Raw genomic sequence first — 17,873 nt, forward strand, 5'->3', positions numbered from 1 at the left:
TGCATCCATTCGGTCGGTTCGCACGAAGCTTCGTTCAGTCGCGGCTCAGCGCCCTCCCGCTAGGGCCGCGACGACCAGTTTCGATTGAACCGCAAAGGAATGAGAGATGAAACCAACGTCGGCTATTTGGGCGACCGCGCTGCTGGTAACCGCTGCCGGCGGTCTCGCCGCACTGGGTATCGGAGCGACGAATAAAGCCGAGGCAGCCGAGCAGGCGGTGCGGATTCCCGCCGCCGCCTACGACCCCGCCGATACGCGCAGTTCGGCCACCGCGATCCTGGCGGGCGGCTGCTTCTGGGGTGTCGAGGGCGTGTTCAGCCATGTGAAGGGCGTCACGAGCGTCGTCTCGGGCTATGCCGGCGGCAGCAAGGCGACCGCCAATTACGACGCGGTCAGCGGCGGCGACACCGGCGCGGCTGAGGCGGTGCGGATCGTCTACGACCCGCGCGTCGTCAGCTATGGCGATTTGCTGCGCGTCTATTTCTCGGTCGTCACCGATCCCACCCAGCTCAATCGCCAGGGTCCCGATCGCGGAACGCAATATCGCAGCGCGATCGTCCCGACCAACGCGGCGCAGGCCAAGGTCGCGCAACGCTATATCGCCCAGCTCGGCAAGGGCGGCTATTATCCGCGCCCGATCGTCACGCGGATCGAATCCAACAAGGGCTTCTATCGCGCCGAGGCCTATCACCAGGACTTCATGGCGGCCAATCCGCGCCACGGCTATATCGTGCGCTGGGACGCGCCCAAGCTCGCCAACCTCAAATCGATGTTCCCCGCGCTCTACACGGCAAAAACCGCGCCCTGATTTTCACCGGGCGCGGTCTTGGCAGCGTGACACTCTCGCGAGCGGTTATTTAGGCGACAGCACCATCAGCATCTGGCGGCCTTCGAGCCGCGGATAGGCTTCGACCTTGGCGATCGGGTTGGTCTGTTCGGCGACGCGCTGGAGCAGCGCCATGCCGAGTTCCTGGTGCGACATTTCGCGACCGCGAAAGCGCAGCGTGACCTTCACCTTGTCGCCGTCCTCGATGAACGAGACGACCTTCTTCATCTTGGTATCGTAATCGTGATCGTCGATGTTCGGACGCATCTTGATCTCTTTGATCTCTTGCGTCTTCTGCGTCTTGCGCTGGAGGTTCGCCTTTTTCTGCGCCTCGTATTTGAACTTGCCGACGTCGAGATATTTGGCGACCGGCGGATCGGCGTTGGGCGAGACCTCGACCAGGTCGAGGCCGACCGCAGCCGCCTGCTCCATCGCTTCTTCGGTCAGCATGACACCCAGATTCTCGCCGTTCTCGTCGATGACGCGAACCTTGGGCGACTGGATGAATTCATTGAATCGGGGGCCGTGCTTGGGCATTTGCTGGCCCATCGGGCGGCGAACTGGCGGGGGTATAGCGGAGTCTCCTTTAGCGGCTGCGACGGTGCAGCGGGCGGGCTTTAGCCGATTTGACGGGGCATAGGAAGAGCAGAGCGTTCAGCCGCCCTTGCGATCGGGTGGCGTTGCCTCGTCGCGCAAGGTCGCGATCATCTCGTCGAGGGTCATCACCTTCTGGTGCTCGTCGCTGCCCAGGCGGCGCAACGCGATCGTGCCCTGCTCGGCCTCGCGCTTGCCGACGACGAGCAAATTGGGGACCTTGGCAAGGCTGTGCTCGCGCACCTTGTAGTTGATCTTCTCGTTGCGCGTGTCGGCCTCGGCGCGGATCCCCGCTGCCTTGAGTTTCGCGACGACCTCGTCGGCATAATCGTCGGCGTCGGACACGATCGTCGCGACGACTGCCTGGACCGGCGCCAGCCACAGCGGGAACCTGCCCGCATGGTGCTCGATCAGGATGCCGATGAAACGTTCGAAGGTGCCGAGGATCGCGCGGTGGAGCATCACCGGGCGATGGCGCTCGCCATCCTCGCCGACATAGCTCGCGTCGAGCCGCTCGGGCAGCACGGTATCGGCCTGGATCGTGCCGACCTGCCACGTCCGGCCGATCGCATCGGACAGGTGAAACTCGAGCTTGGGCGCATAGAAGGCGCCTTCGCCGGGCAGCTCTTCCCAGCCATATTCGTCGGTATCGCGCCCGGCGAGTTTGACCGCGTCGCGCAATTGCTGTTCGGCCCGGTCCCATTCGGCGTCGGAACCGTAGCGCGCGTCGGGGCGCAGCGCCAATTTGATCGCATAGCTGTCGAAACCAAGCTCGTGATAGACCTCGTCGAGCAGGTCGCAGAAATCGCGCACCTCCTCGATCAGCTGGTCTTCGGTGACGAAGATATGCGCATCGTCCTGGGTGAATTGGCGCACGCGCAGGATGCCGTGGAGCGCGCCGTGCGGCTCGTTGCGGTGGCAGCAACCGAACTCGGCCATGCGGACCGGCAGGTCGCGATACGACTTGATCCCCTGTTTGAAGATCAGGATATGCGCGGGGCAGTTCATCGGCTTCAACGCCATCATGTCGGCATCGCCGGTGATCACCGGGGTATCGTCGTCGGCGCCCTCTTCGGGAACATGGGGGATCTCGTCGGGGACGACGAACATGTTCTCGCGATATTTGCCCCAGTGGCCCGATTGCTCCCACTGCTTGGCATCCATCAGTTGCGGCGTCTTGACCTCGTCATAGCCCGCCGCGTCGAGCTTGCGGCGCATATAGGCCTCGAGCTCGCGCCAGATCAGATAGCCCTTGGGATGCCAGAAGACGCTGCCTTGCGCCTCGTGCTGGAGGTGGAACAGGTCCATCTCCTGGCCGATCTTGCGATGGTCGCGCTTGGCCGCTTCCTCGAGCCGCATCAGGTGCGCCGCGAGCTGTTTCTTGTCGAGCCAGCCGGTGCCGTAGATCCGGCTGAGTTGCGGGTTGTTCTGGTCGCCGCGCCAGTACGCGCCCGCGACCTTGGTCAGCTTGAATGCCTTGGGGTCGAGCCGACCGGTCGAGGCAAGGTGCGGCCCGCGGCACATGTCGAGCCACGCGTCTTCGCCGGTTCCCGATCGATAGACCGTCAGCGTCTCGTTGTCGGGCAGTTCGGCGGCCCATTCGGCCTTGAAGCTCTCGCCCTTGGCCTGCCAGCGCGCGATCAGGTCGGCGCGGCTCCACACTTCGCGGACCAGCGGCTGGTCGGCGGCGATGATCTCGCGCATCTTGTCCTCGATCACCGGCAGGTCGTCCTCGGTGAACGGGCCGCGCTGCGCGCTCGGCGCGAAATCGTAATAGAATCCGTCGTCGGTCGCGGGACCGAAGGTGATCTGCGTATCGGGCCACAGCGCCTGGACCGCCTCGGCAAGAACATGTGCGTAATCGTGGCGGGCGAGCTCGAGCGCGTCCTTCTCGTCACGGCTGGTCACCAGCGCGAACGCGGCGTCGGCCTCGATCGGCCGGCCGATATCGACGAGCTCGCCATCGACGCGCGCGGCGAGCGCCGCCTTGGCCAGGCCGGGGCCGATCGCCGCGGCGATGTCGGCGGGCGTCGTTCCGCTCTCGACCTCGCGTGCCGAGCCGTCGGGAAGGGTGATCGTTATCATCTTGGTCATGCGCGAATTCCCTAGAGCATCCGCGCTTCGGGTCAATCGGCACCGTACTTCAGGGCAAGGGCGCGCGACATTATGTCTATGACGCTTGACATGAGGGCGAATCGTGATGTAAAGGACGCCATGCAGTTTGAAAAGGGAGGTTTACTATGACCAGGATCCAGCAAGCCCTGTTATGGGCAACCGCAATTCTCGCCATGGCGATCGCGGCACGGTTCGGAGCGATCGAACGCGATCTCGCCACGACGTTGCTCATCGTTCTGCCGCCCCTCGCATGGCTGTCGATCAGCCGGGGCGATCGCGGGTCCTGCGGCGTGGCGGGGGGCTGAGTTATGGCAACCGTTCAATACAGTCGCCCGGGCCTGTGGATCGGCCTTTTCCTCGCATCGGCGGGCGTGATCGCCGCGCTGAAGCTGACGGAAGCGATCAACCCGACGACCGCCTTCCTGTGGTTCGCGATCTCGATGCTGCTGCTCGTCCCTATGATCCGGTCGATGAAGGCCGCAGGGCCGACCGGCAGCAGCAACAGCGCCGCCGCGATCCGCTATACCAAGCGGATCGGGATCAGCTCTGCGCTGTACGTTCTCGGCCTTGGCATCGCGATCACGCTCGACCGCAACAGGGGTCTTTCGACCGCTTTGGCCTTTGCCATCGCCATGCTCCCGGTGCTGCCCATCTTCGGGATGATCTGGTCGATGGGACGCTATCTCGTCGAGGAAAGGGACGAGTATCTGCGTCATCGCGCCGCGATGGCGTCGCTCGCCGGGCTCGGGTTGCTCCTTGGCGTCGCCTCGTTCTGGGGCTTTCTTGAAACCTTCGGCATCGTCCCGCATGCCGAAGGCTGGTGGGCGGTGCCGATCTGGGCGGTGGGCATGGGCCTATCGCAAGGCTGGATGAGTTATCGCGACCGCGCCCGAGACGGCGCATGAACAACAGGCTCAAGGTGCTGCGCGCCGAGCGTAGCTGGAGCCAGGCCGATCTTGCCGAGCGGCTCGAGGTTTCCCGCCAGAGCGTCAACGCGATCGAGACGGGCAGATACGATCCCTCGCTGCCGCTCGCGTTCAGGATCGCCGATGTTTTCGACATGGCGATCGAAGAGATTTTCCTGCGCGATTGATCGGTGCGCCGCGGCTCGCCAATCGGCCGGGAGGATTTGCGCCTTTCCTACAATTACCGCCCTCTGATAGGGTGCGGGAATGCGCTTTTGTCAGCTTCCCGGACGTGCCGCTCCCGCGCAATGCGCAGCGGTCGAATTACGGTCACACTTTTGTCGTGACCCGCGTGAAGCGCGATGGGTTACGGTCACACTTTTCGTGTCTCGGCATGCAAAGGTCTCGCCCGTGTGCGGCACCGTGAGAGCGCGCCCGTGACCGAGCTGAGTTTCCTCGACCGTCCCGGCGGCGCGCGTCTCGCCTTTCGCCATCTCGACGGCACCGCGCCGACGCTCGTCTTCCTGCCCGGCTATATGTCCGACATGGACGGCGGCAAGGCCGGCGCGGTGTTCGCCTGGGCGCAGCGCGAGGGCCGCGCCTGCCTGCTGCTCGATTATGCCGGTTGCGGGTCGAGTGGCGGACAGTTCGCCGACCAGACGCTCGACGACTGGCGCGACGATGTCGCCTTCCTGATCGAGCAATTGGTCGACGGGCCGGTGATCCTTGTCGGATCGTCGATGGGCGGCTGGCTGATGCTGCTCGTTGCATTCCGGCTCGGCGCGCGCGTCGTCGGTCTCGTCGGCATCGCCGCTGCGCCCGACTTCACCGACTGGGGCTTCAGCGACGCCGATAAGGCGACGATCCGCACGGCCGGTCGGCTCGAGGAATCGACGCCCTATTCGGACGATCCTTATGTAACGACGCGCGGCTTCTTCGATTCGGGCGAGGCCAACCGTGTCCTCGGTGATACCATTGCGATCGACTGCCCCGTCCGCCTGCTGCATGGCCAGCGCGACGCCGACGTGCCGTGGGACGTCTCGCTCCAGCTCGCCGACCGGCTGCGTTCAGACGATGTGCAGGTCGTCCTCGTCAAGGACGGCGATCACCGCCTGTCGCGCGAGCGCGATGTCGCGCTGCTGCTCGCGACGCTGGCGCGCCTCGTCGCACCAATCGAAGGACCGACACTATGATCTTCGCAAGCCTGTTGCTGGCGACCGCGATGCAGAGCGCGTCGCCGGGCATTTACGAACCCGCGCCGATCATGATCCCCGGCCGCGACGACGTGCCCGAAAAGGCATCGGGGGTGGGGCCCACGAAAAGCGCCGTGCTCGACGCCTGCCTGAAACAGGCCAATGACGATCCCGCAGCGGCGACCAAAACTGCGCTCGACTGGATCGGTCGCGGCGGCGACTGGAGCGCGCGCCAGTGCCTCGGTTTTGCTTATGCGCAAGGGGGCGATTTTGCCGCCGCTACGGGCGTCTTCGCCCGCGCCGCGAGCGAGGCCGACGTTGCCCGCGATCCAGGCGCGGCCAGCGTCTGGGCGCTCGCCGGCAATGCTGCGCTGGCGAACGATGAAGCACGCACTGCGACCCAGTATTTCGATGCCGCGCTCGCGCGCGCGACGCTGATCGGTCTCGCGCTCGGCGAGGTCCACCTCGACCGCGCCCGCGCGCGCGTTGCGACGGGCGATCTTGCCGGTGCGGCCAGCGATCTTGAGCGCGCACGCACCGATGCCGCCGCCGACCCGCTGACCTGGCTGCTGTCGGCGACGCTCGCGCGGCGCCAGGCGGACCTGTCTGCCGCGGCAACGTATATCGCAGAGGCTGCGCGCCTCGCCCCGACCGATCCGGCGGTCATGCTCGAAGCGGGCAATGTCGCGGTCCTGTCGGGCCAGGAATCGGCTGCGCGGGCGAACTGGCAATCGGTCGTCGCCGCCGCGCCGCAGAGTCCCGAAGCCGACAGTGCGCGCGCCAACCTGTCGCAGCTCACCGCCGCCGATGGATCGACACCAGCGCCCGCGTCCGAGAGCCCGCCGACACCTCAGTCGAGGTAGAATTCGACCGTCGTGACGACGCGGACCTTCTTGTTGGGCGTGTCGCCCGATCCGTAATCGCCTTCGCCGTCGCGCGCCTCGATCGAGAAATAGCCCTGCGTCGCCGACTTGATCCCGCCAACTTTGGCGCCCGAATCCTTGGCGAATTGCTGGGCCGATTCGCGCGCGTCGCGCGTCGCCTCGGCGACCATCGCGGGCTTGACCTTGTCGAGCTGGGTAAAGGTGTAGCTGATATTGCTGTCGGTCAGCGGGACCCCTGCCGCGACCAGCTCGGCCTGCTTGGCAAACGCTGCCTTCATCCGCCCGATATCGTTGCTCTTCACCCCTATCCGGCGGTTGATGATGATATGTTCGACACTCGAATTATAGTCGCGTTCGCGCGATACGCTGATTCCCGTATCGCTGATCTCGGTCGGCTTGAATCCGGCCTCGAGGAAGAATTTGCGGACCGCCTGCGCCTGTCGCGCGACCTGCGGCTGGGTCGCGGCGAGCGTCGGCCCCTGTTGCGAGAAACCGATCGACCAGGTCGCGGTATTGGCGATGACGTCGCGCTCCGAAACGCCGCGAACGGTGACCGCGCGTTCGGCCGCCTTGGCACGGCGCAGGCCATCGCCGAGCAGGTAGCCGCTGGTGACGATACCGAGCGAGAAAATCGCGACCGAGCCGAGCACGATGCCCGGCCAGCTCGCGAGAAAACGTCCTCGGTGCGGAGGTAGAGCGGTTTCGTCGTGGTCCATCGGTCTGTCCTTTCCTCGTCAGCGCGGTTATCGTCGCTGCGCTAATCTGGGTTAGACCGATTGAACGTGCGATGAACCGTGCATTTCCATAGACGAAGCGAGCAAATGGCCAATTATCTCCACACCATGATCCGTGTCACCGACCCCGAGGCGACGGTCGCCTTCTTCAATCTGATCGGGCTCGAAGAGGTTCGCCGCGTCGACAGCGAAAAGGGACGCTTCACGCTGATCTTCCTCGCCTGTCCGGGTGAGGAGGGCGTCGCCGAGGTCGAGCTGACCTACAATTGGCCGGGTGAAGACGGCGGGCACGAGACCTATGACGGCGGGCGCAATTTCGGCCATCTCGCCTATCGCGTCGACAATATCTACGACACCTGCGCGCGGCTTGCCGCGGCCGGAGTGACGATCAACCGCCCGCCGCGCGACGGTCATATGGCGTTCGTCCGCTCGCCCGACGGGATCTCGGTCGAACTTCTCCAGGACGGGGCGCTCGACCCGGCCGAGCCCTGGGCGTCGATGGAAAATACGGGGGAATGGTAGAAACCATGCCGCTCGACATCGTCCGCATCGCCGCGCTCAGCGACAACTACATCTGGCTGGTTCACGATCCCGCATCGGGCGACACGACGGTGATCGACCCGGCGGTTGCCGATCCTGTCCTGGCCGAGGCGGCGGCGCGCGGCTGGATGATCGGGCAGATCTGGAACACCCACTGGCACCCCGACCACACCGGCGGCAACGCCGCGATCAAGGCCGCGGTGGAACAAGCGGGGCGAGCCTGCACGATTACCGCACCCGCTGCCGAGGCGGCGCGCATCCCGACCGCCGACCGGCTCGTTGCCGAAGGCGATACAGTCACGCTCGGCGACCATGTCGCGACCGTCTGGGAAGTGCCGGCGCACACCGCCGGGCACATCGCCTATCACCTGTCCGACGAGCCCGCGATCTTCATCGGCGACACGCTGTTCGCGATGGGCTGCGGCCGCCTGTTCGAAGGCACCGCGACGCAAATGTTCGCCGCGATGCAGCGCCTTGCCGCGCTGCCACCTGAGACACGCGCCTATTGCGCGCACGAATACACGCTCGCCAACGGACGCTTTGCCCGTCATGCCGAACCCGACAACGCGGCGATCGCGGCGCGCATGGTCGCAGTCGAGGCCGCGCGCGCGGCGGGCGAGGCAACGGTGCCGACGACGATCGGCGAAGAGCGCGCGACCAACCCTTTCATGCGTGCAACCGACGCCGGGCACCTCGCAGAAATGCGCGCGGCCAAGGATTCTTTCTGATGCCGGCGATTTCATGGTATCATGGCAGCAGGGGCCAGCCACGGCCTTGCTAGACAGAGAGATCGCCATGACCCTTCGATCGAACCTATTGCGCCTCTCGTGTGCGACTTTCGCCGCGCTGGGCCTTGCCGCCTGCAGCATGGCCGGGGTCGACCGCGAGGCCGCACCGCTCAAGCCGAACCAGCTCGAAAAGCTCGAAAAGCAATTGGCGGGAAAGGTGGCGGGCGAACCGGTCAACTGCATCCCGCTACGAAGCGCGGACAACACCATCCGGGTAAGCGACGACATCATCCTCTATCGGGTGTCGAAACGGCTCGTCTATCGCAACGACCTCCCCAACAGCTGCTTCGGCCTGGGACGCGACGACGACATTATCGTCGTCAAAACCTATGGCTCGCAGTTGTGCGACGGCGACATCATCCAGCTCGTCGACCGCCATAGCGGCTTCAACAAGGGCGCCTGCTCGCTCGGCCAGTTTGTCCCCTATCGTACGCCGGCCCGCTGACCACGCGGGTCGCTGGCACCATCGTTATTTGACGTAAAGCCCCGCAAGCCGGTCGGCGTAACGCTGCGTGATGACGTGGCGGCGGATCTTCATCGACGGCGTCATCTCTTCGTTCTCGATGGTAAAGGCCTCGTCGGCAAATGCGAACTTGCGAACCTTTTCGGTCACCGACAGGTCGCAATTGACGCGGTCGATCGCGGCGCGGATCGCGCTGCGAAAGGCGTCATGTTCTTTCAGCAGTTCGCATTCGTGGGGCAGTCCGTGCTCTTCGGCCCATTCGCGTGCCCAGTCGGGATCGGGGACGACCAGCCCGACGATATTGGGGCGTTTGTCGCCATGGACCATCGCTTGCAGGATCTCGGGCTGCAGCGTCAGCATCCCCTCGACCTTTTGCGGGCTGACATTGTCGCCCTTGTCGTTGACGATCAGGTCCTTCTTGCGGTCGGTAATGACGATCCGGCCGCTCTCGTCGATATGGCCGATGTCGCCGGTGTGGAGCCAGCCGTCGCGCAGCACGCGGCGCGTTTCGGCCTCGTTGCGCCAATAGCCCAGCATCACGTTCTCACCGCGCACCAAGATTTCACCGTCGCCGGCGATGCGCACTTGGGTGTTCATCAGCGGCGGACCGACGGTGTCCATTTTCAGGCCCGCGCTCGGCCGGTTGCAACTGATCACCGGTCCCGCTTCGGTCTGGCCATAGCCCTGCAGCATCGTGATGCCGAGCGAATGGAAGAAGATGCCGATCTCGGGGTTGAGCGGCGCACCGCCCGACACCATCGCCTTCACCCGGCCGCCGAATTTTGCCGATATCTTGGGCAGCAGCGTGCGGTGGAGGATCGCGTCCATCGGCTTGTCCCACAAGGGAACGTGCCCGCGATAGCGTTTGCCGCCGATCGCCAGCGCGCGCGACAGCAGGAAATTGGCGAGGCCGCCCTGTTTCTCGAGCGCCTTGAGCATCCGCTGGCGGATCACCTCGAACAATCTCGGGACCACGACCATGATCGTCGGGCGGACCTCCTCGATGTCGCTCATCAGCTTGTCGAGGCCGCCTGAATAATAGATCTGCCCGCCGAGCCCGATCGGGAAAAACTGCCCGCCCGAATGTTCATAGGCGTGGCTCAGCGGCAGGAACGACAGGAACACCTCGTCGTCCCAGCCGAAATCACTCTGGATGACTTCGACGCACGCCTCGACATTGTGCAGGATCGCGCCGTGCGATTGCATCACGCCGCGCGGCGCGCCGCCGGTGCCGCTGGTATAGATGATGCAGGCAAGGTCGCTGCGCTGCACGCTCGCGGCGCGTTCGGCATAGCGATCGACGCGCGTTTCGCCGCCATGGACGAGGTCATCCCAGTCGAGCAACGCGACCGCGCTGCGCTGCCCCGACTTGAGCGGCTCCATCGATATCACGGTGTGTGCTTCGGACTGGACGACCGCTGGCATCAGCGTGCGCGCCAGCTTGGCGGACGAGACGATCACCGCCTTGGACCCGCTATTGTCGAGGATGTGCTGGTGATCGCGCTCGGTGTTGGTCGTATAGGTCGGCACGGTAACGCAGCCCGCCGCCATGATGGCAAGATCGGCGATACACCATTCGGGCCGGTTCTCGCTGACCAGCATGACCGTTTCGCCGGGCAGCAGGCCCGCCTCGGTGAGCGCATCGGCAAGGGCGGCGACCTGCGCCGCGGCCTGGCGCCAGCTGATCGAGGCCCAGTCGCGCCCGTCCTTGTGCCACAGGAACGGCGTGTCGCCATTTTCCTGCGCCCGCGTGAAGAACATCGTCACGAGGTTGGGGAATGATTCCATTACGCGCTGTTTCGCCATTGTCGCTCCTCTCGTGTTCCGGACGGTCTGTGCCGCCCTGGAACGCTCGCTTATTCCTTGACCCAGCCGCCCTCGCTGCGTGGATCGGCGGCGCCGACCCATGCGCCGCCGCGCCATTCGATTGCATTGGCCTTGAAGCCCGGCGACCGGATGTCGACGACATGGCCCATCGCGCGCAGCGCGGGGGCCATCGCCACCTGCGTGCTGCCCTGTTCGAGATAGACGGTATCGCCCGGGGCATAGAGCACCGGCAGCGCGATCGCGTCCTGCGCGCTCAGATCCCAGTCGATCACGCCGATGATCGCCTTGGCGACCTGCGCGATGATCGTCGCGCCGCCCGCTGCGCCGACCGCAAGGCGGACGCTGCCATCGGGCGCGAGCACGATCGACGGTGACATCGAACTGCGCGGCCGCTTCCCGCCCTCGACGCGGTTGGCGACCGCAAGGCCGTTTTCTTGCGGGACGCTGCTGAAATCGGTGAGTTCGTTGTTGAGGTAGTAGCCATTGACGACCAGCCCCGAACCGAAGGCGCTTTCGATCGTCGAGGTCAGCGAGGCGACCTCGCCCCAGCGGTCGACCGCGACGAAATGCGAAGTGCCGTGCTCGACCGCTTCGTGCCCCGCGGCCATCGGCTGCGCGCCCGGCGGCGTGCCGACGGGTGCGGTCGCCATGGCGTGGTCGGGATCGATCAGCAACGAGCGCTTGGCGAGATAGGCGGGGTCGGTCAGCCCCGCAACGGGGACCGGCAAATAGTCGCTGTCGGCGAGGTAGCGTCCGCGATCGGCATAGGCGAGGCGCATCGATTCGGCGATCAGGTGCCATGATTTGGGCGAATCGGGGCCGAGCTTTTTCATGTCGAAGCGTTCGAGCTGCTTCAGGATCGCGAACACCGTCGTCGCACCCGAAGAGGGCGGCCCCATGCCGCAGATCTTGTAGCCGCGATACGTGCCGCAGACGGCATCGCGCGCCTTGGCATCATAGCTCGCCAGGTCGCCCGGCGTCATCGGCGCGGGACTGACCGGCGATCCGCTGACCTTGGCGGCGATCGCCTGGCCATTGGGGCCGACATAGAAACTGTCGGGCCCCTGTTCGGCAAGGCGCGTCAGGAACGCCGCCATCGCGGGGTTCTTGATCCGCGTTCCGACGGGCAGCGGCTCGCCGTTCGCGCCGTAATAGAGCGCCCGGCCGGCGGCATCGAGCGCGCCGGTCGCACGCCCGTAATCGAGCGCGTTGTTCATCCGTGCAGTCATGACAAAGCCATCACGGGCGAGCGCGATCGCGGGCGCGAACAGGTCTTTCCACGGCAAACGACCGTGTTCGGCATGCGCCAGCGCCATCATCCGGACGTTGCCGGGCACGCCGACGCTGCGCCCGCCGGGCTGCATTTCGGAAAAAGGTAGCGGCTTGCCGTCGCGATAGAACCATGTGCCGGTTGCCGCGGCGGGTGCGGTCTCACGCCCATCATAGCTGCCGATCGTGCCGCTGCCGTCGCGATAGACGAGGAAGCCGCCGCCGCCGATGCCCGAACTTTGCGGTTCGACGACATTGAGCGCAACCAGCGTCGCGATCGCGGCGTCGGCGGCGCTGCCGCCTTTGCGCAGCATCGCCGCGCCTGCCTCTGCAGCGCGCGGGTCGGCGGCGCTGACCATGCCGGGAACGCCCGCATGGTTGGCGCTGGCGGTTGCTGGCTGGCTGGTCGGGGTGGCGCATCCGGTCAGCGACAGGAGTGCGGCGGCAATAAGGACAATCGATCGCATGGGCGATTGGCTAAACCTTTGCGGCGTGTGCGGCAATGGGGTCTGCGCCTAGCGCGTGTCGCTGCCGACCGCGTCGGCGATGCTGCCAAATCCGTCGCGATCGAGCAGCGCGGCGAGACCGCGGGCGATCCGAGCGGCGAGGCCCGGCCCTTCATAAACCATCGCGCTGTAAAGCTGGACCAGGTTCGCCCCCGCGCCGATCCGGGCATAGGCATCGGCGGCGCTGGCGATCCCGCCGACGCCGATCAACGCGATGTCGCCCGATCCCGCGCTGCGGAAATCCCTGAGGCGCTGCAAGGCGAGGTCGCGCAGCGGCGCCCCCGACAGGCCGCCCGCTTCGCTTGCCAGCTGCGAATCGAGCGGCGGCCGCGATATCGTCGTGTTCGACACGATCAACGCGCCGAGCCGGTGGCCATGGGCAAGGCCGACAATGTCGTCGATATCGGCGGGCTCCAGGTCGGGCGCGACCTTCAGGAAGACGGGCGGGCCTGCATCGCCGCGCGCCGCCATCACCGCGCCGAGCAGCGCGTCGAGCGCACCCTTGTCCTGCAGTGCGCGCAAGCCGGGCGTATTGGGCGAGGAAATGTTGACCGTCAGATAGTCGGCGAGGCCCGCCATCGCCTCGACCCCGGCGACGTAATCGGCGATCGCCGCGTCGCCCGACGCATTCGCCTTGTTGGCGCCGATGTTGATCCCGACCGGGATGACGCAGCCCGCCGCGCGCAGCGATCGTAGCCGTATCGCCGCCGCCGCCTGCCCATTATTGTTGAACCCCAGCCGGTTGATCACCGCGCGATCCTCGGCCAGGCGGAACAGCCGCGGGCGCGGATTGCCCGGCTGCGGCTGCGGCGTCAGCGTGCCGACCTCGGCGAAGCCGAATCCGAGCCGTGCCATCGCGTGCGCTGCGCGTGCATCCTTGTCGAAACCCGCCGCCAGCCCGACCGGATTGGGAAAATTGACGCCCGCGACGCGCGTTGCGAGCTGCGCGCCGGTCAGCGCCGAACGGGCGTCGGGCATCCGCGCGAGCAGGCCGATCGTCGCGTGGTGGGCGCGCTCGGCATCGGCGCGGAAGATCAGCGGGCGCGCCAGTCGATAGAGCGAAGGAGAAAAGAGCATGGCTGGTCAACTGCCGCTGCTTGGGCTTAGATGCAACCCAAAGCCGGATGGCGAACAGGGAGAGAGCGTATGACGAAGCGGATCATGTTGACGACGGGGGTTGCACTGGCGGCGCTGACGCTCGGCGGCTGTGCGACGATCGAGGATGCTAAGCCGACGACTGCAGCCGAACCGACGCAACAGGTCGCGGGTGCCCAGTTCGACGCCTTTTTCGACAAATACGACGCCGCCCAGCTGTCGCTTTCACCGCTCGGCAAGGCCTATCGCGGCATCCGCGACGAGGATTACGGCCGATGGGGCGATCTCAGCGACGCGGGCGATGCCGCCGAGCAGCAATTGCTCCAGGCGAGCGCCGATGCGATGCGGATGGCCTATGATCCCGCCAATCTGACGTCGCAACAGGCGCTGTCGTATCGCCTGTTCGACCGCGTGGCGAAGCGTTCGGCCTCGCTCTTTCCCTATCAGAAATACGGCTACATCTTCGATCAGATGAATGGCGCGCAGAGCGACCTGCCGGCTTTCCTGATCAACATTCATTCGATCGCTGATGTCGGCCAGGCCGATGCCTATGTCTCGCGCATCGCGGGCCTCGGCGCGGTGCTCGACACGTTGCGCGACGAATCGGCCGACCGGGCGAAGGCGGGCGTGATGCCGCCCAAATGGGTCTATGCCTATGTCATCGACGATATCGAGAATATGCTGAAATCGGATGCCGCGAGCGGCGCCAATGCCAACCCCGTGCTCGAGGATTTCGCGGGCAAGGTCGCCAAGCTCGACATTGCCGACGCCGAAAAACAGCGTCTCGCGGTCGCTGCCAAATCCGCCTGGGTCGGCTCGGCCCAACCCGCCTATCGCCGCCTGCTCGCCGAGATGAAGCGCCAGCAGGGCATCGCCGGGACCGACGACGGCGTCTGGCGCTTTCCCGGTGGCGAGGCCTATTACAATGCGCTGCTCGCCAATTACACGACGACCAACCTGACCGCCGACCAGATCCATAATATCGGCCTGCGCGAGGTCGACCGCATCCACAACGAGATGCGCACGATCATGAAAAAGGTCGGCTTCAAGGGCGATCTCCAGGCGTTCTTTGCCTACACGCGGACCGACCCCAAATTCTATTACACGACGCGTGAGGCGTATCTGGCCGACGTGCAGACGAAAAACACCGCGATGGCCGCCGCGCTGCCGCGCTTTTTCTTGACGCTGCCCAAGGACCCGCTGGTCGTCAAACCGGTCGAGGCGTTCCGCGAAAAATCTGCGGGCAAGGCGTTCTATTCGCGCCCCGCGCCCGACGGATCGCGCCCCGGGACCTATTACGTCAACCTCTATAACCTCAAGGACATGTCGAAGAACGAGCTCGAGGCATTGTTCTACCACGAAGGCCTGCCCGGGCATCATCTCCAGCTGTCGATCCAGACCGGACTTGGCGACCTGCCCGCCTTCCGCCGCTTCGGCGGGGTGACCGCCTATTCCGAGGGTTGGGGGCTTTATGCCGAGGCGCTCGGCAAGGACATGGGCTTCTACCAGGACCCCTATTCGGACTTCGGTCGACTCGGCATGGAATTGTGGCGCGCCGGGCGGCTCGTCGTCGATACCGGCATCCATTCGAAACGCTGGAGCCGGCAGCAGGCGATCGACTGGCTCAAGACCAACACGCCCAATCCCGACGGCGATATCGAAAAGGCGATCGAACGCTATATCGTCTATCCGGGGCAGGCGACCGCGTACATGATCGGCAAGCTGAAGATCATGGAACTGCGCGACCGCGCACAGGCCGCGCTCGGCGATCGCTTCGACATCCGTGCCTTCCACGATGTCGTTCTGAAATCGGGTCCGGTCCCGCTCGATATCCTCGAAGAGAATGTCGATGCATGGATTGCGGCGCAAAAGGGTTGATTTAGCGCGGCCGAGCGGCCACATGGGCAATCAGACCGATCTGGTCTGATTGGAGTCGCAGTGAAGCTTTCCAGCCTGGCCGATTATGCCGTCGTGTTGATGGGCGCCGCCGCGCGCCATTGCGGCGGTGTGCGCGTTTCGGCGGCAATGCTCGCGGCCGAAACCGGTGTGCCGGTACCGACCGCGCAAAAGATCGTCAGCCTGCTGACGCGTGCCGGACTGCTGCGCTCGTCGCGCGGCACCGGCGGCGGCATCCAGCTCGCCCGCCCAGCTGCCGCGATCAGCCTTGCCGACATTGTCGAGGCGATCGAGGGGCCGATCGCGATGGCCGCGTGCGTCGATGCGGGTCGCCACGATTGCGCGCTCGAAGGATCGTGCAAGGTCCAGCCGCACTGGGGCGCGGTCAACGGCGCGATCAAGTCCGCGCTCGGCCAGGTCAGCCTCGCCAGCCTCAGCCACGATCATATTACGACGGGAGCGCCGGCATGACCGACGACACGACCAAGTTCCGCAACGAGGAAGCCCACGCCGCCGCCGACAAGGTCGCCGATTACGAGCATGGCTGGTCGAGCGACATCGAACAGGATTTCGCGCCCAAGGGTTTGAACGAGGACACCGTCCGATTCATCTCGGCCAAGAAGAACGAGCCGCAATGGATGCTCGACTGGCGGCTGAAGGCGTATCGCGCCTGGCTCGACATGGAAGAGGTCGACTGGGCCAAGCTCGACATCCCCAAGATCGATTACCAGGACGCCTATTATTACGCCGAGCCCAAGGCCAAGCCCAAGCTCGGCAGCCTCGACGAGGTCGATCCCGAAATCCTGCGCGTCTATGCCAAGCTCGGCATTCCGATCGAGGAGCAGAAGGTCCTCGCTGGCGTCGAGGGCGCGCGCAAGATCGCGGTCGACGCGGTGTTCGACAGCGTCAGCGTCGCGACGACGTTCCGCAAGGAGCTCGAGGACGCGGGCGTCATCTTCCGTTCGATCAGCGAGGCAATCCGCGAATATCCTGACCTCGTCAAAAAGTACCTCGGCTCGGTCGTGCCGCAGCGCGACAATTACTTCGCCTGCCTCAACAGCGCGGTCTTTTCCGACGGCACCTTCGTCTACATTCCAAAGGGCGTCCGCTGCCCGATGGAGCTGAGCACCTATTTCCGCATCAATGCCGAGAATACGGGCCAGTTCGAGCGCACGCTGATCGTCGCCGAGGCGGGCAGCTATGTCAGCTATCTCGAAGGCTGCACCGCGCCGATGCGCGACGAGAACCAGCTCCACGCCGCGGTTGTCGAGCTCGTCGCGATGGACGATGCCGAGATCAAGTACTCGACCGTGCAGAACTGGTATCCCGGCGATGCCGACGGCAAGGGCGGGATCTACAATTTCGTCACCAAGCGCGGCGCCTGCCGCGGCGCGCGCAGCAAGATCAGCTGGACGCAGGTCGAAACCGGCAGCGCGATCACGTGGAAATATCCGTCGTGCATCCTGCAGGGCGAGGGCAGCGTCGGCGAATTCTATTCGGTCGCGGTGACCAACAACCACCAGCAGGCCGATACCGGCACCAAGATGCTCCACATCGGCAAGAACACGCGATCGACGATCATCTCGAAGGGGATCAGCGCGGGCAAGTCGAACAACACCTATCGCGGCATGGTCCGCGTCATGCCCGGCGCAGACGGCGTGCGCAATTTCACCCAGTGCGATTCGCTGCTGCTCGGCGACACATGCGGCGCACACACCGTGCCCTATATCGAGGTTCGCAATCCGACCGCGCAGGTCGAGCACGAAGCGACGACGAGCAAGATCTCCGACGACCAGATGTTCTATGCGCAGCAACGCGGCCTCGACCCCGAAAGCGCGGTCGCGCTGATCGTCAACGGGTTCGCCAAGGACGTGATGCGCCAGCTACCGATGGAATTCGCGGTCGAAGCGCAGAAACTACTGGCGATCAGTCTCGAGGGGAGTGTGGGGTGACGCTTTCCGATTTGATCTTCCTCTCACTTGTATTGGGTCTGCCGATCATCGTGTCGCTTATGCTCTTCCGAAATGAGCCACGCGGACGAGCCTTTTTGGCAACTTGGGTGCTGGCTGTGATTGGAAGCTCCTTCCTGTTCGTTACCGCCGCATTCCTGCTGACGATCACTGAGATTGGCGGACTAGGAATGTTCGACGGAATTATTGAATTTGTCGTGAGCGTGCCAGTCGCGCTTTTTGTGGGCCTAGCCGTCCGTCGCCTTCGCCAACCTGCAGACTTGTGAGA

The 17,873-nt window shown here is 65.0% G+C and carries 19 protein-coding genes; 13 read left to right on the forward strand and 6 right to left on the reverse strand.

The window, feature by feature from the left end; translation table 11 throughout:
• Positions 1-106: 106 nt before the first annotated feature.
• Entirely contained in the window at positions 107-808 is a 702-nt protein-coding gene (gene msrA, locus FSZ31_RS02235) for a peptide-methionine (S)-S-oxide reductase MsrA (protein ID WP_147121421.1), read from the forward strand.
• 45 nt (positions 809-853) lie between these two features.
• Here the strand turns inward: msrA and infC are convergent, their stop codons facing one another.
• Both infC and thrS read right to left on the reverse strand, forming a co-directional pair.
• Positions 854-1,363: a translation initiation factor IF-3 gene (infC, locus tag FSZ31_RS02240; protein WP_201739105.1), complete on the reverse strand. Its 510-nt coding sequence runs from the start codon at positions 1,361-1,363 to the stop codon at positions 854-856.
• Between the two features lie 117 nt (positions 1,364-1,480).
• Positions 1,481-3,514, reverse strand: a complete 2,034-nt coding sequence (gene thrS / locus FSZ31_RS02245; RefSeq protein ID WP_147121423.1) for a threonine--tRNA ligase — start codon at positions 3,512-3,514, stop codon at positions 1,481-1,483.
• 146 nt (positions 3,515-3,660) lie between these two features.
• Here thrS and FSZ31_RS02250 point away from each other — a divergent pair, with 146 nt between their 5' ends.
• The 5 genes from FSZ31_RS02250 to FSZ31_RS02270 all read left to right on the forward strand — a co-directional run bounded on the left by FSZ31_RS02250 (position 3,661) and on the right by FSZ31_RS02270 (position 6,496).
• Positions 3,661-3,840, forward strand: a complete 180-nt coding sequence (locus tag FSZ31_RS02250; RefSeq protein ID WP_147121424.1) for a hypothetical protein — start codon at positions 3,661-3,663, stop codon at positions 3,838-3,840.
• A gap of 3 nt (positions 3,841-3,843) precedes the next feature.
• Positions 3,844-4,440, forward strand: coding sequence for a hypothetical protein (locus tag FSZ31_RS02255; protein WP_147121425.1), 597 nt, complete (start codon positions 3,844-3,846; stop codon positions 4,438-4,440).
• Positions 4,437-4,628, forward strand: a complete 192-nt coding sequence (locus tag FSZ31_RS02260; RefSeq protein ID WP_147121426.1) for a helix-turn-helix transcriptional regulator — start codon at positions 4,437-4,439, stop codon at positions 4,626-4,628. Before FSZ31_RS02255 ends, FSZ31_RS02260 begins: the two co-directional genes overlap by 4 nt.
• A gap of 249 nt (positions 4,629-4,877) precedes the next feature.
• Complete coding sequence (locus tag FSZ31_RS02265) at positions 4,878-5,633, forward strand: alpha/beta fold hydrolase (RefSeq protein WP_236643622.1); 756 nt, start codon at positions 4,878-4,880, stop codon at positions 5,631-5,633.
• Positions 5,630-6,496 carry a tetratricopeptide repeat protein gene (locus FSZ31_RS02270; protein WP_147121428.1) on the forward strand — a complete coding sequence of 289 codons (867 nt, stop codon included), beginning with the start codon at positions 5,630-5,632 and terminating at the stop codon, positions 6,494-6,496. Before FSZ31_RS02265 ends, FSZ31_RS02270 begins: the two co-directional genes overlap by 4 nt.
• On the opposite strand, the gene FSZ31_RS02275 is transcribed toward FSZ31_RS02270, so the two are convergent.
• Positions 6,484-7,233, reverse strand: coding sequence for an SIMPL domain-containing protein (locus FSZ31_RS02275; RefSeq protein WP_147121429.1), 750 nt, complete (start codon positions 7,231-7,233; stop codon positions 6,484-6,486). The two genes, FSZ31_RS02270 and FSZ31_RS02275, sit on opposite strands and share 13 nt — an antisense overlap.
• A gap of 105 nt (positions 7,234-7,338) precedes the next feature.
• On the opposite strand from FSZ31_RS02275, the gene FSZ31_RS02280 reads away from it, so the two are divergent.
• The 3 genes from FSZ31_RS02280 (at position 7,339) to FSZ31_RS02290 (ending at position 9,024) form a co-directional block, all read left to right on the forward strand.
• Positions 7,339-7,773 carry a VOC family protein gene (locus FSZ31_RS02280; RefSeq protein ID WP_147121430.1) on the forward strand — a complete coding sequence of 145 codons (435 nt, stop codon included), beginning with the start codon at positions 7,339-7,341 and terminating at the stop codon, positions 7,771-7,773.
• The gene (gene gloB / locus FSZ31_RS02285; RefSeq protein ID WP_236643623.1) at positions 7,767-8,519 is read left to right on the forward strand and encodes a hydroxyacylglutathione hydrolase; all 753 of its coding nucleotides are present in this window, start codon (positions 7,767-7,769) and stop codon (positions 8,517-8,519) included. Before FSZ31_RS02280 ends, gloB begins: the two co-directional genes overlap by 7 nt.
• 67 nt (positions 8,520-8,586) lie before the next feature.
• Complete coding sequence (locus tag FSZ31_RS02290) at positions 8,587-9,024, forward strand: hypothetical protein (RefSeq protein WP_147121431.1); 438 nt, start codon at positions 8,587-8,589, stop codon at positions 9,022-9,024.
• Positions 9,025-9,048: 24 nt separating this feature from the next.
• Here FSZ31_RS02290 and FSZ31_RS02295 read toward each other — a convergent pair whose 3' ends face one another.
• From FSZ31_RS02295 to FSZ31_RS02305, 3 genes are all read right to left on the reverse strand, one after another.
• Positions 9,049-10,830, reverse strand: a complete 1,782-nt coding sequence (locus FSZ31_RS02295) for an AMP-dependent synthetase/ligase (protein ID WP_147121432.1) — start codon at positions 10,828-10,830, stop codon at positions 9,049-9,051.
• Between the two features lie 68 nt (positions 10,831-10,898).
• Positions 10,899-12,605: a gamma-glutamyltransferase gene (ggt, locus tag FSZ31_RS02300; RefSeq protein WP_147121433.1), complete on the reverse strand. Its 1,707-nt coding sequence runs from the start codon at positions 12,603-12,605 to the stop codon at positions 10,899-10,901.
• A 48-nt stretch (positions 12,606-12,653) separates the two neighbouring features.
• Complete coding sequence (locus tag FSZ31_RS02305; RefSeq protein WP_147121434.1) at positions 12,654-13,721, reverse strand: quinone-dependent dihydroorotate dehydrogenase; 1,068 nt, start codon at positions 13,719-13,721, stop codon at positions 12,654-12,656.
• Between the two features lie 69 nt (positions 13,722-13,790).
• Between FSZ31_RS02305 and FSZ31_RS02310 the strand changes: the two genes are divergently transcribed.
• From FSZ31_RS02310 to FSZ31_RS02325, 4 genes are read left to right on the forward strand one after another with little or no spacing between them, the layout of a single operon-like run.
• The gene (locus FSZ31_RS02310; protein ID WP_147121435.1) at positions 13,791-15,617 is read left to right on the forward strand and encodes a DUF885 domain-containing protein; all 1,827 of its coding nucleotides are present in this window, start codon (positions 13,791-13,793) and stop codon (positions 15,615-15,617) included.
• 60 nt (positions 15,618-15,677) lie between these two features.
• Positions 15,678-16,106 (forward strand): SUF system Fe-S cluster assembly regulator, encoded by a 429-nt coding sequence (locus FSZ31_RS02315; protein ID WP_147121436.1) that lies wholly within the window; start codon positions 15,678-15,680, stop codon positions 16,104-16,106.
• Positions 16,103-17,587 (forward strand): Fe-S cluster assembly protein SufB, encoded by a 1,485-nt coding sequence (sufB, locus tag FSZ31_RS02320; protein WP_147121437.1) that lies wholly within the window; start codon positions 16,103-16,105, stop codon positions 17,585-17,587. The genes FSZ31_RS02315 and sufB overlap by 4 nt, the downstream gene beginning before the upstream one ends.
• Complete coding sequence (locus tag FSZ31_RS02325) at positions 17,584-17,871, forward strand: hypothetical protein (RefSeq protein ID WP_147121438.1); 288 nt, start codon at positions 17,584-17,586, stop codon at positions 17,869-17,871. Before sufB ends, FSZ31_RS02325 begins: the two co-directional genes overlap by 4 nt.
• Positions 17,872-17,873: the final 2 nt, after the last annotated feature.

The organism is Flavisphingopyxis soli (assembly GCF_007995095.1).
GTDB lineage: Bacteria > Pseudomonadota > Alphaproteobacteria > Sphingomonadales > Sphingomonadaceae > Flavisphingopyxis > Flavisphingopyxis soli.

Excerpts from the sequence above, each read along its gene's own strand:
- msrA (WP_147121421.1), top strand. The coding sequence starts at position 107 with ATGAAACCAACGTCGGCTATTTGGGCGACCGCGCTGCTGGTAACCGCT.
- infC (WP_201739105.1), bottom strand. The coding sequence starts at position 1,363 with ATGCCCAAGCACGGCCCCCGATTCAATGAATTCATCCAGTCGCCCAAG.
- thrS (WP_147121423.1), bottom strand. The coding sequence starts at position 3,514 with ATGACCAAGATGATAACGATCACCCTTCCCGACGGCTCGGCACGCGAG.
- FSZ31_RS02250 (WP_147121424.1), top strand. The coding sequence starts at position 3,661 with ATGACCAGGATCCAGCAAGCCCTGTTATGGGCAACCGCAATTCTCGCC.
- FSZ31_RS02255 (WP_147121425.1), top strand. The coding sequence starts at position 3,844 with ATGGCAACCGTTCAATACAGTCGCCCGGGCCTGTGGATCGGCCTTTTC.
- FSZ31_RS02260 (WP_147121426.1), top strand. The coding sequence starts at position 4,437 with ATGAACAACAGGCTCAAGGTGCTGCGCGCCGAGCGTAGCTGGAGCCAG.
- FSZ31_RS02270 (WP_147121428.1), top strand. The coding sequence starts at position 5,630 with ATGATCTTCGCAAGCCTGTTGCTGGCGACCGCGATGCAGAGCGCGTCG.
- FSZ31_RS02275 (WP_147121429.1), bottom strand. The coding sequence starts at position 7,233 with ATGGACCACGACGAAACCGCTCTACCTCCGCACCGAGGACGTTTTCTC.
- FSZ31_RS02280 (WP_147121430.1), top strand. The coding sequence starts at position 7,339 with ATGGCCAATTATCTCCACACCATGATCCGTGTCACCGACCCCGAGGCG.
- gloB (WP_236643623.1), top strand. The coding sequence starts at position 7,767 with ATGGTAGAAACCATGCCGCTCGACATCGTCCGCATCGCCGCGCTCAGC.
- FSZ31_RS02290 (WP_147121431.1), top strand. The coding sequence starts at position 8,587 with ATGACCCTTCGATCGAACCTATTGCGCCTCTCGTGTGCGACTTTCGCC.
- FSZ31_RS02295 (WP_147121432.1), bottom strand. The coding sequence starts at position 10,830 with ATGGAATCATTCCCCAACCTCGTGACGATGTTCTTCACGCGGGCGCAG.
- ggt (WP_147121433.1), bottom strand. The coding sequence starts at position 12,605 with ATGCGATCGATTGTCCTTATTGCCGCCGCACTCCTGTCGCTGACCGGA.
- FSZ31_RS02305 (WP_147121434.1), bottom strand. The coding sequence starts at position 13,721 with ATGCTCTTTTCTCCTTCGCTCTATCGACTGGCGCGCCCGCTGATCTTC.
- FSZ31_RS02310 (WP_147121435.1), top strand. The coding sequence starts at position 13,791 with ATGACGAAGCGGATCATGTTGACGACGGGGGTTGCACTGGCGGCGCTG.
- sufB (WP_147121437.1), top strand. The coding sequence starts at position 16,103 with ATGACCGACGACACGACCAAGTTCCGCAACGAGGAAGCCCACGCCGCC.